Genomic DNA, 686 nt, shown 5'->3' with positions numbered 1-686 from the left:
TGCACAGACAACCAGGATGTTGGCTTAGAAGCAGCCACCATTGAAAGAGTGCGTAATAGCTCACTGGTCGAGTGACTCTGCGCCGAAAATGTAACGGGGCTAAACACACCACCGAAGCTATGGCTTGGATCGACTTCACTGCTTCTTTGAGGCGGTGTTTACCACAAGGACATTTTTGTCTGACAAGGTGTGAAGCCTTGGATGACCAAATGGTTCCCAGGGGATAAACACAGGACTTCGAAGCTGGAGTGAAGTCGATCCAGGGGTAGGGGAGCGTTGTATAAGGATTGAAGGTGTACCGTAAGGAGCGCTGGACATTATACAAGTGAGAATGCCGGTATGAGTAACGAAAAGATCAGTGAGAATCTGATCCGCCGAAAGCCTAAGGGTTCCTGAGGAAGGCTCGTCCGCTCAGGGTAAGTCGGGACCTAAGGCGAGGCCGAAAGGCGTAGTCGAAGGACAACAGGTCGAAATTCCTGTACCACCGTAAATCGTTACGAGCGATGGGGGGACGCAGTAGGGTAGTGACGCAGGCTGATGGATGCCTGTCCAAGCAGTGAGGCTGGTTAGTAGGCAAATCCGCTAACCGTAAGGCTGAGCTGTGATGGGGAGTGAAAATTACAGTAGCGAAGGTCATGATCTCACACTGCCAAGAAAAGCCTCTAGCCAGATGAAGGTGCCCGTAC

The 686-nt window shown here is 51.6% G+C and carries 1 rRNA gene; it reads left to right on the top strand.

Annotation, left to right across the window (positions count from 1 at the left end):
* Positions 1–686, top strand: a 23S ribosomal RNA gene (locus M3629_RS27975); the annotation flags it as partial.

Origin of the sequence: Paenibacillus polysaccharolyticus (genome assembly GCF_023714295.1) — a bacterium.
Lineage (GTDB): Bacteria > Bacillota > Bacilli > Paenibacillales > Paenibacillaceae > Paenibacillus > Paenibacillus polysaccharolyticus_A.
Note: the sequence above shows the minus strand (reverse complement) of the source record. Positions and strands in the feature narration are given on the sequence as shown.